The sequence below is a fragment of the Halalkalibaculum sp. DA3122 genome, from assembly GCF_043951865.1.
Classification (GTDB): domain Bacteria; phylum Bacteroidota; class Rhodothermia; order Balneolales; family Balneolaceae; genus JAMQKA01.
The window spans coordinates 34,269-50,191 of the sequence record NZ_JBINJF010000030.1; the positions used below are offsets into that span (position 1 = coordinate 34,269).

Below are 15,923 nucleotides of genomic sequence, written 5' to 3' on the forward strand. Positions count from 1 at the left end.
TTATCGGGTTTGCTGTGCTATTTGTTCTGGGACCGGAATTTTGTATTCGATATACACTTCATCGCGCAAGTCGTTGATCCATTCGCGCATCATCCGGTACTGTTTCTCCTGCAGGGCGATGTTTTTAATCTGTTCATAATCTTGTTCCAGGTTGGCTACGTGTTCCGGCACGCGCCGGTCGAGACGGACAATCCGGTAGGCGGTTCGAGCATTGTTGCCACTCCCGGTGTTGAACTGCTTCGGCTCCGATATCTGTCCCTCCTCGTCGAGCAGCAGCACAATTCGGTACATCGCCGGGTCGAGCTGCGAGAGCGGTATCAGCCGATTGCCGGTTTGAGGATCCAGCATGCGTCCCCCTTGGGGGGCGGTTTGGGGATCGTCGGAGTGCTTGCGCGCCATCTCCGCAAAGGTAATGTCCGGATTCGTGAGTACGCTGTCTCGTATTGCGTTCAGCGTATTGACAGCCGCCTGCGTATCATAGCTCTCCTCGTCTATGCTGATCAAAATATGGTTGGTGTCAATCTGGTCGCCACTGCGCTTGTTGAGCCGGATCACGTGAAATCCGAACGAGGTTTCCACCACTTCGGAGATTTCACCTGGTTGCAGGGCCGAGGCGGCGGCCGAGTAGGCTGACACAAGGTCGTTAAGGGGCATCATCGGCAGTTTTCCGCCGTTGGAGGCCGAGGGACCATCGCTGTGGCGACGCGCCAGTTCTTCAATACTTTTGCCGTGGTTCAAGACCGAGTCGCGCAGCTGTTCGGCCAGCTGGCGGGCGGCCTGCTTGGCATCATCCAGCGGAGGAGGAATTTTTACGATCTGGGAAAGAGCGACCTGTTCCGGAATCGTGGGGAGAGAGTCCTGCGGGATACGTTCGAAATACTGTTTTACCTCGGGCCGGGTAATATCCACTTCCTGCATCTTTTGCTGCCGGTATTTCTGGACGATCATCTCCTCGCGGTAGTCCTGGCGCAGGTCCGCCCGCAACTGTACAATACTTTTTCCCATCTGTTGCTCAACGGCGGCTTCGCTGCCCAGCTGTTGAACCACGCGGTCGATCCGCTGATTAATATTTTGATCCACCTGCTCATCAGTAATGGTTACGGAGTCTTCTCGGGCCTTGTCGAGGAGCACGTAACGCTCTACTATGTTTTCCAGCACCGAAAACCAGAGCTCCTCACTGAATTCCACTTCACGCTCCTGCGACTGCCGACGAAGCTGCAGCATGTAGTCGGCTACCTGCTGGTCAACCTCCGACTTGAGGATCGCGTGATTATTAACCACCGCAACAATACGGTCCAGGTTTTTTGAGGAGTCATTATTCAAATTTTGCTGGGCCGTTGCCGCAGATGTTAAAAAGAGGCAACCGGCAATAGCTGAAAAAATGAAGAAAATATGGCGGGAAAAATTATTCATTGGATTCTGAGGATAAAAGCGTGTCGGGTTCAGTTGTTTCTGCGTTTATATTGGATTCTAAAACGTTGTACCGTTCAATTTCATTATTCGACTGCGCGTTAAGATAAAGATTCTTTACATAGGAATTGAAATGTCGTCTTCGTTTCTCAATACGCAGCCATTCCTTGATCTGATCCATCAGCCAGTCGAGGTCGGGATGGCCACCCGCCGGTCGTGTTTCCATGAGCTGGATAAAGTGATAATCCCCATTTACACGACGTATGGGGGATATTTCAGTGATACCAATGCGCTGGAGCAGCGTATTCATCACGGTGTTGTCGGCAAGGGCCATGGAGATCGGCCAAAATTTTTCTGACTCCTGGATGCGCGCCTCTCCATTTTTGGAATATGTTCGGGCCACTTCCGGCCATTCTATGCCGCGCATCAGGTCGTCTTTTGCGGATTGTGCGTCCTGATGGGTATTGGTAACAACATGGCGGAACCGGACATACCGTTCATCGAGCACCAGCTGGTCTTTGTACTGTTGATAGTAGTTTCGGGCTTCCTCATCGGTAATTTCCAGGTCCTGTTCGTGTTCAGCCATTACATAGTCCTTTAGTCCCTGCACCAGTACCTCTTCCCGGAGGCGTTCAAGCCGGTTGCGGATCTCCCTGTTCTCGTTGACTCCCAGTCGCTGCGCCTCCTGCAGAATAACCTGCCGGCGAATCCAGTCCTCCCTGTAGCGATGCAGGGCCGAAAGGCTGTCCTCTTTTAACAGGAATTCCGGGGCCCGCTCCGCTGCTTCATCAATTGTGAGTACTGTATTTCCAACCCGGGCCAGCTGACCTTCACTCGAGGTTTGTACCCGTTGCTGGCAGCCCGCCAGTAAAACGGGAATGAGTATCGTCAACAGAAACACATAATTGTTTGTCACCTTCAACATAAACAGTAATTTAATTTAGTAGAGCATTCCTGCAATGGTGGCTGTCATCAGGTTTGCCATGCTGCCAGCGACGACCGCCTTGATGCCAAAACGTGCAAGATCTGATTTTCGGTTGGGTGCCAGTCCCCCGATGCCGCCGATCTGTATCGCAATAGAAGAAAAATTTGCGAATCCACAAAGAGCAAATGTGGCCATGGTCGTGGTTTTCTGTGTGAGTGATGCCGTTTCGACCAGCTCGGCGAGCTGGGTATACGCTACAAATTCATTCAGTACAATTTTGGTCCCCAGCAGTGATCCCATATTTACCGCATCGGCCCACGGGACCCCGACAATATATGCTACCGGGGAAATCAGCCATCCCAGGATTGTTTCAATACGCAGGGCGCCGCCGGGTATCATGCTGTTGATGCCGGTGAGCTGCCCGATCTCCTCCAGGAAGTAATTCCCCATAGCAAGTAACGCGATGAACGCCAATAACATTGCCCCCACGTTGCCTGCCAGTTTGAGTCCGGTAGCGGCCCCGCTCGCCGCCGCATCAATGCCGTTGGCATCAGGTCGTTCAATATCCATTTTTACCTCGCCGCTGGTTTCGGGTTCGCCGGTTTCCGGGTATAAAATTTTGGCGATGACCAGGGCAGCGGGGGCAGCCATAAGGCTGGCACCCAGTAGCTGTTCTGCGAACATCAGGCGGCCGACATCCAGTGCCACTCCCTGGGCCTGGGCGTAGGAGTCCCCCAGCATCTGGACGTAGGCGGCCATCACTCCGCCGGCGATGGTGGCCATGCCCCCCGTCATTACCGCCAGCAGCTCAGACTGGGTCATCCGCGAGATAAACGGTTTGACCACCAGCGGCGCTTCGGTCTGTCCCACAAATATGTTGGATACGACAGAAAGTGATTCTGCCCCCGATGTGCCCATCAATTTCTGCATGCCTTTGGCCATATATTCAACCAGCCGCTGTAAAATCCCGTAGTGGTAAAGAACCGCCGTAAGGGAAGCGAAGAATACGATGGTCGGCAGCACCTGGAAGGCAAAAAAGTTGCCCAGGCTTCCCTCCGTGCCGGGGCTTTTGGCCAGGTCACCGAAAATAAATATGGCTCCCTCGGTAGTAAAATCCAGGACGATGACAAAAAACGAGGAGAGCCAGCTAAAAAATGCCTTGGGCCACCCGAGAGGAGACCATGCCGAGGCGAGGGCGTCTCCTTTCAAAATAAAAACAGCCAGTAAAAACTGAATGCCGAGTCCCGTGCCCACCAGGCGCCAGTTCACCCGCCTTCGATTATTGCTGGCGGCCCAGGCCAGCACAATGATCGCCGCCATGCCAATGATGCCTCGGAGGATGTCACTCATCTGAATCAGCGTTTTTCTGAGATTCGGTTTCATTCCGGGTTCTCTCAGCCTCGGTTTTAAGGGGTTGTATCGGCTTTCCCCGCCGTTTGTCAACGGGCGGACGAAAACAATGCCGGGCGCGCGGCTCATACGCCTCCGACTCTCCGACCAGCATGCGATCTTTATTTTCCACGATTCGTTGGGAATAGTGGGCCATTACGCCGCTTTCTGAGCAGACGGCGTGCAGTTTCGTTACATATTCAGCGATCGCCAGCAGCTGGGGCATTGGCTCGAACGGGTTGCCTTCATAATCCATGTCGAGCCCGGCAACGATGACCCGCTTGCCATCATTGGCCAGTGACTTGGCAACCTGGATGATCCTGTTGTCAAAAAACTGGGCTTCATCAACACAGATGACATCCGATTCTCCGGTCAGCAGCACCATCTGGTCGGCCGTATCTACCACCAGTCCGGGCAGGGCAGACTCATCATGCGAGACAATCTCTTTGTCGCTGTAACGGTTGTCGACGGCCGGCTTTACGATGACCACCCGCTGGCCCGCAATGTGTGCTCGTTTGGCTCTGCGGATAAGCTCCTCGGTCTTTCCACTGAACATTCCCCCGCAAATCACTTCAATCCAGCCGACATTGCTGGGAATTATGGATGGTTCGTAAAGCATCGAACTTGTTGTTGGTTGTTGTAAGGATCGGGATAAAATGTGGCAATTGGCCTTGAATATATCTGTGTGCAGGCTAAAAAGAAAAAATGAATGCCCGCGGTTTGAGCGGTTAACGGGAGGAACTCCGGGGTTGCCCGCAAACAAAGCGGGAACGGCCAGAGCAGGAAGTTACTGGAGTAGTCCGGTTGAAATTTCAACCCTGTAAAGTGTAAAAGAGCTTTTATCCTGTTGTAACATATTGTTACTTTAGGTTCCTGAATAACACACCTTTTGTAAAATGATTTGAAAAACCAGGGATTTTGCCTGAGTTCAAACTCTGAGCGAATTCAAAGCCAAAGATTATATCCTGCAACGTAAGGATATCGGGCTCGTGAAAATACTGACTTGGGCATCATAACGGTTTTGCAAAGTCCTCTGAAAATAAACATTTATGCTCACATTCTATCGCGGATCTAAACTGGAGCTTCTGGCTGATGAGATGATGGAACTCTATACTGAAGAGCCGCTCCGGGATCCCCTTGCGCAGGAGATTGTGATTGTTCAAAACCACGGAATGGCACGGTGGCTGTCGACCCGTATGGCCCGCAGCACCGGAATTGCGGCCAACCTGAAGTTTGAATTTCCGGCGGAACGCGTATGGAGCCTGTATCGCTGCATGGGGACAGATATTCCCAAAGATCTCCCGTCTGACCGCGAGCCGATGACCTGGGCGCTCTACCAGTTGCTCGGGGAGCTGCCAAAGCAGTCGCCATACCTGGCTGTATGGCATTATATGCGCGAAAATAACGGTGAGTGGAATCCCCTAAAAGCGTGGAAACTGGCAAATCGTATTGGCGACCTGTTTGACCAGTATTTGGTGTACCGCCCCCAGATGCTACTGCAATGGGAGAAAAATGAACATATTGGCCTTGGCGCCCCGGAAGCCTGGCAGGCCGCACTTTGGCGGGGCCTCAAAAATCGTTGGATGGAGATATTCACGGAACTTGAGTGGAACCATCGTGCGGAAATTCATGAAACATTTATGAAGCGGATGGAAACCGGGGTTCTGCCTTCAGATTCGCTGCCGGAGCGAATAACCCTATTCGGACTTTCCAGCCTGCCTGAATCCTCCATTGAACTGTTTGTTACACTCTCGGAGATCGTCGATATTCGGTGGTTTTGGATGAATCCGCTAGTGGAAAATACGCCTGGCATGCTGAGGGATTCCTGGGGTACTGAGGGAATGGAGTTTTTGGAACTTTTTCAAAAATATTCTACCCGGAATAATATACCTGTGAACGAGGTGGTCATAGAAAATGACAGGGGGGAGGGGCCGGTCGTCCCAAAATATCAAACGATGGATCTTTTCGATCAAAAAGGGGGGACTTTTTTCAATTTCGGACAATCGGATATCAGTATTCAGATCCACTCCTGCCACAGCCCGCTTCGCGAGATAGAGGTTCTTTATATGAATATACTGGATCTTTTTGAGCAAAATGCCGACCTGGAGCCCGATGATATCCTGATTCTTTGTCCCGATATCCAGACCTACGCCCCCTTTATCCAGGCGGTATTCGGGACTCCCGGCGACGCACTGCCGAATATTCCGTATCACATTGTTGATGACCAGACCGGGACCCGGAAGGAGCTTTTTAACACGTTTTCGAAGCTGCTGAATCTGCTTGAGAGCAGGTTTAAGGTAACGGAAGTGCTGGACCTGCTTTCGGCCCGGCCGGTCCGCCAGCGGTTTGATATAACGGAAGATGAGCTGGAGCGGATACAGCGCTGGGTGAAGGAGACCAGGGTGCGGTGGGGGCTCAGCGGCGATGACAAGAAAAAGGCTGACCTTCCGGGAACGGCCCGATTTACCTGGATTTCCGGGCTTGATCGGATGTTGCTGGGCTTTGCTTCCCGGATGGATGAGGAGATATTTGAGGGCGTATTCCCGTACAATCGGATTGAGAGCAGCGAGGATGCCACGTTGCTGGGAAAATTTTCCCGCTTTCTGAATGAGATAAATAATGCTCGAAGTAATACGCGTGAGAAATTGGAGCCCAAAGAGTGGTCAATGCTAATCAATACCTGGATTGAGACATTTTTGCCAGCTGATGAGGAGTATTACCGGGCTTTCCAGGGGGTAAAGTCGCTGGTCTCCGGCATGAGGGAGTCGACGGAGCTGGGCGGATACCGGCAAGAGCTGAACTTCAGGGTAGTCCTGGACTATCTTGAAAATAAATTAACGGGCGAAGCCGCCCGGGGCGGTTATTTCGGGCATGGCGTTATATTCAGCGGGGTGGACCAGATGCGAAATATTCCTTCAAGGGTGATCGGGATGATCGGGATGAATAACGAGGCTTTTCCGAGAAACAAGGTTTCCCCCGACTTTGACCTGATTGCTCACAATCCCCAGAAAGGGGATCGCCTGCAGAGAAATGACGATCGCTATCTTTTCCTTGAGATAATGCGGTCTGCCAGGGAACTATTGTACCTGAGTTACGTGGGCCAGAGCAATCGTGACGACTCCAGCCGCCCGCCTTCTGTGATGATAAGCGAACTGCTGGATTACCTGCAGCAGAGGCAGGAGATGAAACGGCGGGAGATTATCACGGAACATCCGCTGCAAGCTTTCAGTGACCGTTATTTTGCTGAATCGAGCGATCTTTTTTCCTATTCTCCTACAGCATATAAAGTAAACACTCAGCTTTCCAGCCGTAAAACCCGGGGGGAAGTCCCCCTGCTCGGGGAGGATAAAAATCTTAATGAAGCTGATGCCACCTTTAAGCAGGTATCGATTCAGGATTTAGCCCGGTTTTACGCACATCCCGCGCGGTATCTGGCGGAACAGCGGCTGGGTATCCGGTTCCGGGACGAGGAGGTTATTTCAGATGATCGAGAACCTTTCCAGCTGGATGGCCTGGAGGGATACAAGCTGGGTAAAGAGCTTCTGATGCGCTGGCTCAACAACAAGGATATCAAGGCATTTGAACCGATTGCCAAGGCGCGCGGCCTGCTGCCCGAGGGGTGGCCGGGGCACCTGGAATTTGTGGAGAAGGTTGAGGAGGTTTCGGAATTCAGTTTGGCCGCCGGCAGGTTACTTGACAAGCCCAGGCTTGACCGGGTGGAAGTGAGCCTGGAGTTCGGGGATTTTCACCTGACCGGGGTGCTCGATTCCCTTCATGCCAACTACCAGATTTTTATCCGGTACGGCAGCCTGCGGCCGAAAGATTTAATTCAGCTGTGGATTTACCACCTGGTGCTGTTGCAGGTAAAGGGCCTTGACCACAGCTACGAGAGCCTGCTGTTGACGAAAAAGAATGCCAGGCCGGGATTCAATCTCTATGGTGGGGTGGAACACGCCCGGGACCGGCTGGATTCACTGATCCGACGGTACTGGGGAGGCCTGCACCAGAAGATGCCGCTGTTTGCAGATTCCTCATTTACCTTTGCCCATGAAATGGTGATCAACGGAAAGGATCACGATGAAGCTATAAGCAAGGCAAAAAAACAGTGGGAAAACAGCTGGAATCCTGCCCGAAGTGAGAAAGAGGATCCTTATAATAAAATTCTGTTTACAAATCGCTATTCCATTGACTGCCAGGAGTTTAAGGACCTTTCTCTCGAAATATGGAAGCCGGCGCTGGAATCACTAAAACAGGAGAATATTTTTGACTGAGCTACACCCGTTTTCCATATCACTGAAGGGGCAACACCTGGTGGAAGCCAGTGCCGGAACCGGGAAAACCTATAATATCACCTCGCTTTTTATTCGCAGTATTTTGGAAAAGGAGACAGCGGTGGATGAGATCCTCGTTTTAACCTATACCAAGGCGGCTACGGCTGAACTCAAAGAGCGTATTATGTCCCGGCTGCGAGACTCGGTACAGGTGCTAAGCAGGGGAGAGGCACCAGAAGGCGATGAATTTTTGGTACAGCTCCTGGACTATATTGAGAAACGGGACAAGGCCGTGAAGCTGCTGGAGAAGGCATTACATAATTTTGATGAGGCATCCATCTTTACGATTCACAGTTTTTGCCAGCGAGCGCTCCAGGAACAATCATTTTTAAGCGGGATTACGTTCGACACCGAACTGGTGGCCGACGATACCGAACTGGTCCAGGAGGTCGTCGACGACTGGTGGAGAAACCTGGTGGAAGAGTCTGAGAGCACCCTGCACCAACGTATTTGGCTGAACATTCTGAGAGAGGAAGGCTACCTGCCGGACAAGCTTGCAACCATTGTTGCTGCCGGACTGGGAAAACCCTACCTGAAACTCAGCGTGGATGTAACTGCCGAAGCCACACGACCGGAAGAACTTGAAGAGCTCAAGCAGCTTTTTGAAAAACTGAAAGATAACTGGCTTGGGAATCAGGGGGATATCCAGAAACTGTTGCTCTCAGATGCGATGGATGGAAGAAAGTACCAATCCCGGTATCTCGATCCCTGGATGGAAGCGATAACCGAATGGCTGGAGAAAGAACTTCCCTCACTTGCATTCCCGGATAAACTGGATCGCTTTTCTATCGACTATATCCGTGAGTACGGCACAAAAAAGGGGGAATCGCCCCCGCAGCACCCTTTCTTTTACTGCGTAAAAGCGTTTATTGAGCAGGCCGATCGGGTTCGGAGCTGGATTCCCGAGTTTAAGAAAGAGATGATCAACTACGGCCGGAGCGGTGTTCGGGAGCGCAAGCAGTCTGCTGGCGTAATGGGATATGACGACCTGCTGGTATTGCTGCAGGAGGCCCTGAACCGAGTTCCCACCGGTACGACGTTAGCGTCATTTCTCCGGGAAAAATTTCCGGTCGCCCTGGTTGATGAGTTCCAGGACACCGATCCTATCCAGTACAATATATTGGAAACCATCTATCCCGCGGACTCCCCGGATACCGCCTTGTTCCTGGTCGGCGATCCCAAGCAGTCGATCTACAGTTTTCGCGGCGCCGATGTTTTTTCCTACCTCAATGCCCGTAACGGGGTACCGGAAAACCAGCAATACAGCCTGGATCGTAATTTTCGGTCAGATCCGGATCTTATAGGGGCGGTCAATGCGCTGTTTGACCAAGAGTCTCCATTCTGGGTAGACGATATTTCATTTGCCCCGGTGCAGGCAGCTGATATTGAGGTGAAGCCCTTTATCCAAGAGGGAAAGAAACCGCCGCTGCTGCAGTTTTCTGAATCAGAGCATGTTAATCCAGGTGAGCAAGTAAATAAAGGGGAAGCCCGCGAACGTGCAGCCGGGGTGACAGCGGAGTCGATATCGAGACTGTTGAACAGGGGCCAGTCGGGCGGCGCCACCATCGGGGAGAACCCGGTTCGCCCGAAGGATATCGCGATCCTGGTTCGTACTCACCGACAGGCCGACCTGATACGGGAGAAGCTGGAGCAGAGGAGTATCAAATGCGTTCAGTACAGTGAAAAAAGTGTTTTTGAAACCGGGGAAGCCCGCAACATAGAGCTGTTGTTAAAGGCGGTGGCCGAGCCTCGAAATGACGAGCTCGTTCGGACCGTACTGGCTACTGGACTATTTGAGTACGACGCTCACGACCTGCTTCGATTTAAAGAGGATGAACAGGCGTGGACAGAAAATGTATCCCGGTTTTCGGAATGGAACCGGATCTGGCTCGAACGGGGTTTCTCCTCGATGTTTCGGTCATTTCTCCTGGATGCCGAGGTTGAGCAGCATCTTGTGGGACTTGAACAGGGGGAGCGGAAGTTGACGAACACGCTTCAGCTCGGCGAGCTGTTGCAGGCAAGAGAGCAGGAACACCAGGAGGGGATGTTTGAGCTGGTCAAATGGCTCTCCCGGAAAAGGAGGGAGCCTGATAATAGAATTGAGGAGGAACAGCTGCGGCTGGAAAGCGATGAGGAGCTGGTTCGTATCGTCACCATGCACCGGAGCAAGGGATTGGAATATCCCATCGTGTATTGTCCTTTTTTGTGGGATGGAGCCCACTTTTCAGATAAAGGCGACCCCTTTCTCTACCACGACAGCGAAGACCGGCACCAGGCGGCAATCGATCTGAATGAAAAAGGGAATCCGGCCCGCCGCCGGCACCGGTTGGAGGCCGCGAGGGAAGAGCTCTCTGAAAGTCTCCGCCTGGCGTATGTTGCATTGACAAGGGCCAAGCAGCATTGCCGGATTGTTTATGAATCGGCCAGCGGCATTGAATTTTCGCCACTGGGCTACCTGTTGCTCGGGAAAGAGGAGATTGATCAGCAACTGGTGGCCAAGATCGGTACTGCCGAAAATTCGTCCTCTCTTCCCCCGGAAAAATTACGCAAGGCGCTGGAGTCACTGCTTGCAGAACATAGCAATCTCTTTGCCCGCGAAGTAATTAACGACCAGAGTTACACCGAATTCAGGGCCGCCGAAAGCGACGATAAATCACGAAGCTGCCGGCAACTGACCGCCGCAAAAGCTGTTCAGTCGCGTTCGATCGTGTCCAGCTTTTCTTCCATCATGCATCCTTCTTCCGACAGAGGGGATGAAGATCCGGACGACGAGTTTTTCCTCCCGGAAGAGCGCGGGATTACGGACGACGACCCGGAGCGTACCATATTCACCTTTCCCAAAGGCCCCCAGGCCGGCACCTGCGTGCATACCATCTTTGAAGATCTGCGGTTCGCCGGTGGGGAGGACCTAGATGAGGTGATAGCCTATAACCTCGACCAGTTCGGATTTGAGCCGGAGTGGCTTCCGGTTGTAAAACGGATGGTGCAAACGGTACTTCAGAAGCCGCTGAAAGAGGGACTATCCCTGAATCGATTGGAGGAAAAAAAGCTGCTCAAGGAGATGGAGTTCTATTTTGACTTGCGGTCGTTCCCGAGAGATGCGCTTGTGAACATTATTCGCGGCAGGCGTGCCGGTCCGGCAACAGTGATTAACGAAGGATTTATGAAGGGATATATCGATCTGGTCTTTGCCTTTGACGGCCAATTTTTTATTGCCGACTATAAAACAAATTATCTGGGAGATGCGCTCCGGGATTATACGCCCGGAATACTCAGGGAAGAGATGAATTTGGCGGGATATGACGTGCAATACCATATCTACGCGGTTGCGCTGCACCGTTACCTGGAACAACGGGTTCCGAACTATGCGTACGAAACTCATTTTGGAGGGGTCTTCTACCTGTTTGTCCGTGGCATGACAGGGGGGGCAGATCGAAACGGAATCTTTTATGACAAGCCGGACCTGCAGAAAATCCGGCAACTGGACCAACTTTTTAGAATGGAGGCCGGGAAATGACTGAACTGATGACACAACTTGCGGCGGCACGCGATCGGGGAGAGCTCTCTGAAATTTCATACCAGTTTTGCCTGTTCCTTCATCGTATTGACCCGGAATGCAGTGACGAGATGCTCCTGGCCGGATGCCTGGCATCCCAGCGGGTGGAGAATGGCGATGTATGTGTAAAACTTGCCGATGAAGCGGAAACGAGCCTTTTTGGCAACAACAGCTTTGATGGAGTAGCGACCCCAAAACTGGAAGATTGGGTCTCCAGGCTAAAACAGAGCAAATCGGTCGGCATGCCGGGAGAAGCCCGACCCCTGATCCTGGACCGGAACCACAGGCTTTACCTGCATAAGTATTGGACCTATGAAGCGTTGCTGGCCGATCAGCTTCGGACTCGGGCCGTCGAGGATGAAAAGTCGGTAAACATGGAAAAACTACAAGTTGAACTTGAGAAGCTATTCAGTTTTGATTCTGCCGAAACAGAAACGGATTGGCAAAAAGTAGCAGCCTGGACCGCTTTCCGAAAGAAATTTGTGGTGATTTCCGGCGGTCCGGGAACGGGAAAAACCACGACGGTGGTCAAGATTTTGTTGTTGATGGCACGTCTTGGTCATCTCAAGCACGTGGCGATGGCCGCACCGACAGGCAAGGCGGCTTCAAGGCTGATGGAATCGGTCAACAACACGCTGAACCGTTTTCAGCCGGGAGAGCAGGCTTTATCAATGTTGCCGGACCAGGCATATACAATACACAAGCTGCTGGGAGCGCGCCGTCATGGATCGGAGTTCAAATACAACAGGGACAATCCATTGCCTTACAATCTGGTGGTTATTGACGAGGCCTCGATGATCGACCTGGCTCTGATGGTCAAGCTTGTGGAGGCGCTGCCGGCCCACGCCAGGCTGATCTTGCTCGGAGACAAAGACCAGTTGGCTTCGGTGGAGGCGGGAGCTGTTATGGGCAGCATCTGTGCGGATACTGACAACCGGTTTTCGACATCATTCCTGGAAGATGCACGCCAGGTGGGTCTAAAGATTCCGGACCGCTGTCGCCATCCTGATCCAAAGCCCCTGACCGATCATATTGTGCTGCTGGAGAAAAGCTACCGTTTTGGAAAGGCGAGCGGAATTGGTCGGCTGGCATCATCGATCCTGAGCGGGAATACAGGAAAAGTGTCAGCAATTCTTGACGACCCGGAGTTGCAGGATGTAACGCTTAAGGAGTTCCGGGATTTACGGTCGTTTAAGGAGATTCTTTCAGAAACGTTGACCCCTGGATTCTTGAGCTTGTTCACTGAAACAGAGATTGAAAAGGCCCTGAACGCTATTGACAATCTTGGGGTATTGTGCGTGCACCGCAGGGGACCACAGGGTGCTGAGCAGATCAATCGGGTGGTAGAACAGGTGCTTCGTGAACAAAATGTAATTCCCGCTGCCTCTGAGTGGTATGCGGGCAAGCGGGTTATGGTTACCCGCAATGATTATTCCCTGGGACTTCGCAATGGGGAGCTGGGGATTACGCTCAAAGATGAAAATGGTGATCTCAAAGTCTATTTTCCTGAAAGTGGGGGCACATACCGATCCTTTTACCCTTCTCGTCTCTCTGCTATTGAAACAGCCTACGCAACTACAGTACACAAAAGCCAGGGGTCGGAGTTTAATACCATCGCCGTGATTCTGCCTCCCCGTGTTTCACAAGTTTCGTCAAGAGAAATGCTCTATACGGCTGTGACCCGATCTCGAGAGCGGTGCACAATTATTGGGGATAAACAGGTACTGGAAGGAACCGTAAAGCGAAAAATTGACCGCTCATCAGGATTGAAGGATCGTCTGTGGAAGACCGGACAGCAGGGAGCCCTTTCCTGACTGTCCACCACTCACGCCAGGGTCTTGTGATTTCACCATTCATTACTAATTCCCAACCGTTTATTGTTGTTCACACAAAAAAGAACACTCCTTGCTCGCAAAAGGGTTTCGTGACTTTTTGAGGATACCAAATTAAACCCCTGAACCGCATCTCATAAAAACTATGAAACAAATTCTGCTCTTGGTTTTATAAATAGTCTCAAATAAATCGCAACTAACTAGTTGAGGTATGAGACATCTACAGACACAATCACTAATTGTACTTTTAGCATTAACTTTACTTGGGACCGCTTGTGATAACAACACGAGTACCACTGGTCCGGGAGAGGAAACCGCAACCGTTGAGGGAAAGGTGGAAGATGACGGCTCACAAAACAAAGCCAAGTCCTCTGCATTTTCCGAAACAGCCGCATCGGTGGAAGGCGCTACTGTTACAGCTGCCAGGATTACCGCTGACGGCAGCCTTGAAACAATTTCCGGAGCTGAAACAGAAACCAGCGCGGAAGGGGAATTTTCCCTTAATATCGATACGGAAGCTGCAGCCGGTTCCGGTCAACAGATCCTGATTTTGGCTGAACAAAACAGTCAACAGTGGAAGGCATTTCTAACGGCTCAGCTTGAAAGTGGATCCACGGTACAGGTTCAGCCGTTAACCGAAGAATCCTCTGCCGAGGCAGACGTCCTTACCGAGTTGATAGCAGAAGGACATACTGATCTTGTTTCAAAGGCTGATATTGAGGCGTATATCGGGAGCCGGGTCTCTTCTGAGATCAGGAATAATACCGGGGCGGCTTCCAGCTTTGCCGAAGCACTGGTCGCTGAAGCACAAGCTCGAGCAGAGTTTTTTGCCGGGCAATCTGCCAGCCTCACCCAGGAACAGAAACAGCAGGTGATGGAGGCAAAGAATGAAGCACAGGTTCAGCTTGAAAGTGAGCTTCACGCTGCTACCACTGCAGAACAGCGGGAAGCGGCAATGGAGACGTTCGCAGAGGCCATTGTAAGTGCACACGCAGATGCGGATATCGACGCTGGTATCTACGCCATGGCCAGGGAGATGTCGGGACGCGTGTTGGTCAAGCACAGCAGCGAACTCTCTGCTGAAGCTGCTTCCGAAGTGCGAACAAACGTCGCCTTGCTGACTTCCCACGCCATCGATGCCGCTGTACAAACCCGGATGGAAACAGCTGATGTTGCCGAATCAAATATCCAGTTGGCGGCAGATGCGGCATTGGCGCTGCGAAGTGACATCAAGGCAACCAGCGGGGCGACAAAAGAGGATATTGACGCTGCTTTTGATGCGTATAACGAGTCAATCGTCGATATTCTTTCTCAAGAGTTTTCTGCCAGCTCCGAAACAATCACGAACATACATCTTCAGATTAACCAGAGTAATGGAGCGAAAGCCTCCCTGGAGTCTTCGCTGGAAGCCACTATCGATACCCAGCTGATCGCAGATGCATATGCGACGTTCATATCCGAGGTGCGAACGATTGTTGAAGAAGCATTTTCGGCAGCATCTGAAGCTGAAGTCCAACTGGTGGCGGATGTCATGATCTTGGCAAATCTTGCCAACTAACTTTTAATAGGTGAACTACTGGTATCCCGAACAGATTTTTGTTCGGGATACCTTTTTTAGGGACAAAATGAACGCATTCACAAACAATTATTAATGTATTGTTTTCGTTTAGTTTTTGCTCTTAACCCGGATTATTCACGAAGTAGAACAAATTACGGCTTAAGCCAATGATATTATGATATCTAGCGGAAGCACCCGGTAGCTCAAATTTGGGTATCCTCACAAATAGCTGCGAAATTGGGCCGTGCACTTCGTTGAAGTAAACATGAGGTGCTCACTGTACATATGTACTATTCCGCGGTCATGTTTCCTTCGCCTCGTGCACAACCAAATTTCTTGGTGAATAATCCGGGTTAGGTGGTTATCCGTGGAAAAATAGTGTAGATATGTTACCGAAGGATGGAATAATAATTACGTAATTTATCTTATTGAATTTAATTACAAAACATTGTTATTTATATACTTACAGTAGAACAAAAGTGGAATCTGACGTTTAAAAGACAGGGCTTTAGGGAGAAATTGACCTTTTTGTTAATGCAGGTGCCCGAGGTATTATACATGCGGGCAAAAAAAATTCTGATTTTCAGAAACATTTTTTAAAGAACTGCCTATAATTGAATGATGAGAACATCAGATCTCATTTTTGTTGTACCCCGAAAAAGCCAACGTAAAAGAAAAGGGCCGGTTGATAGCCGGTCCTTTTCATTTTACAGAGGGCTTTGAAAAATCCTAAATTCCTCGTTCTGAGGAAGTTTTACTCCCGTTTAAGTTCACAAAGGTCGGTGGTACAGTTGCCGCGCAACAAAATGGCAGGTTATGGATAGGTCCCAATAACTAGGGCATCCTCATAACCATATTAATTCATTGGTTACCAATGAATTAGAGTATTTTTAATGACAATTGCATGCAGGGAATTTCCCTT

The 15,923-nt window shown here is 51.0% G+C and carries 8 protein-coding genes; 4 read left to right on the forward strand and 4 right to left on the reverse strand.

Annotation, left to right across the window (positions count from 1 at the left end; genetic code table 11):
* Genes ACG2F4_RS15965 through ACG2F4_RS15980 form a run of 4 tightly spaced genes read right to left on the reverse strand, consistent with a single transcriptional unit; the run spans position 1 to position 4,343 of the window.
* Positions 1 to 1,413 carry a peptidylprolyl isomerase gene (locus tag ACG2F4_RS15965; RefSeq protein ID WP_395261886.1) on the reverse strand — a complete coding sequence of 471 codons (1,413 nt, stop codon included), beginning with the start codon at positions 1,411 to 1,413 and terminating at the stop codon, positions 1 to 3.
* Positions 1,406 to 2,335 (reverse strand): peptidyl-prolyl cis-trans isomerase, encoded by a 930-nt coding sequence (locus ACG2F4_RS15970; protein ID WP_395261887.1) that lies wholly within the window; start codon positions 2,333 to 2,335, stop codon positions 1,406 to 1,408. Before ACG2F4_RS15970 ends, ACG2F4_RS15965 begins: the two co-directional genes overlap by 8 nt.
* Before the next feature lie 15 nt (positions 2,336 to 2,350).
* On the reverse strand, positions 2,351 to 3,685 hold the full coding sequence (locus tag ACG2F4_RS15975) for a NupC/NupG family nucleoside CNT transporter (protein WP_395261888.1): 1,335 nt from the start codon (positions 3,683 to 3,685) through the stop codon (positions 2,351 to 2,353).
* Positions 3,678 to 4,343 (reverse strand): thymidine kinase, encoded by a 666-nt coding sequence (locus ACG2F4_RS15980; protein ID WP_395261889.1) that lies wholly within the window; start codon positions 4,341 to 4,343, stop codon positions 3,678 to 3,680. Before ACG2F4_RS15980 ends, ACG2F4_RS15975 begins: the two co-directional genes overlap by 8 nt.
* Positions 4,344 to 4,773: 430 nt before the next feature.
* Here ACG2F4_RS15980 and ACG2F4_RS15985 point away from each other — a divergent pair, with 430 nt between their 5' ends.
* From ACG2F4_RS15985 to ACG2F4_RS16000, 4 genes are all read left to right on the forward strand, one after another.
* Entirely contained in the window at positions 4,774 to 7,995 is a 3,222-nt protein-coding gene (locus tag ACG2F4_RS15985; RefSeq protein ID WP_395261890.1) for an exodeoxyribonuclease V subunit gamma, read from the forward strand.
* Positions 7,988 to 11,572, forward strand: a complete 3,585-nt coding sequence (gene recB / locus ACG2F4_RS15990) for an exodeoxyribonuclease V subunit beta (RefSeq protein ID WP_395261891.1) — start codon at positions 7,988 to 7,990, stop codon at positions 11,570 to 11,572. Before ACG2F4_RS15985 ends, recB begins: the two co-directional genes overlap by 8 nt.
* Positions 11,573 to 11,580: 8 nt before the next feature.
* Entirely contained in the window at positions 11,581 to 13,425 is a 1,845-nt protein-coding gene (recD, locus tag ACG2F4_RS15995) for an exodeoxyribonuclease V subunit alpha (protein ID WP_395261892.1), read from the forward strand.
* Positions 13,426 to 13,654: 229 nt separating this feature from the next.
* A complete protein-coding gene (locus ACG2F4_RS16000) occupies positions 13,655 to 15,001 on the forward strand; it encodes a hypothetical protein (protein WP_395261893.1) in 1,347 nt (448 codons plus the stop codon).
* Positions 15,002 to 15,923: the final 922 nt, after the last annotated feature.